1 protein-coding gene is annotated in these 456 nt (G+C 55.5%); it reads right to left on the reverse strand.

What is annotated here, in order from left to right; genetic code table 11:
* Positions 1-456 (reverse strand): type ISP restriction/modification enzyme (locus H6A60_RS12575; protein WP_205105159.1); only part of this gene is annotated, 456 nt, incomplete at both ends.

Below are 456 nucleotides of genomic sequence, written 5' to 3' on the forward strand. Positions count from 1 at the left end.
TTCACGATGCCGGAAGCTTTGTCGATGCTGACGCAAGCGCGTTCCACCACCCAGTCGAGCGCCGACTTCTTGTTGACGACATACTCCTGCGCTTCAAGCGGGATGTTCTTCACGGTGATCCAATCGTTGTAGATTAGCGTGGTCTTGTCCTTGGCCGCATTGCCGGTCTTTCCCTTGATCTTGCCCCACTTCATCTGCGTCACGCGGTAGGACGGCTGTCCGACCTTCGTGTACTCAAATTTGACGCCGGCGTATGGCGCAACATCTTCAAAATGCACATGCAACCGGGCGAGCTCCTGACCGGCCTCGACAAAGGCCATGAACTGCTCGTAGGTGGCGACACGCGGAATGCGCGGCAGCTCCTTCATCAGATTGTTGGCGTAGCGCGTTCGGTAATCCTCAGAATGAAGGATGCCGTAGATGTAGTAGAAGAGATCATCTTCGGTGATCGGCTTG

The sequence above is a fragment of the Sutterella massiliensis genome, assembly GCF_016899755.1.
Lineage (GTDB): Bacteria > Pseudomonadota > Gammaproteobacteria > Burkholderiales > Burkholderiaceae_F > Sutterella > Sutterella massiliensis.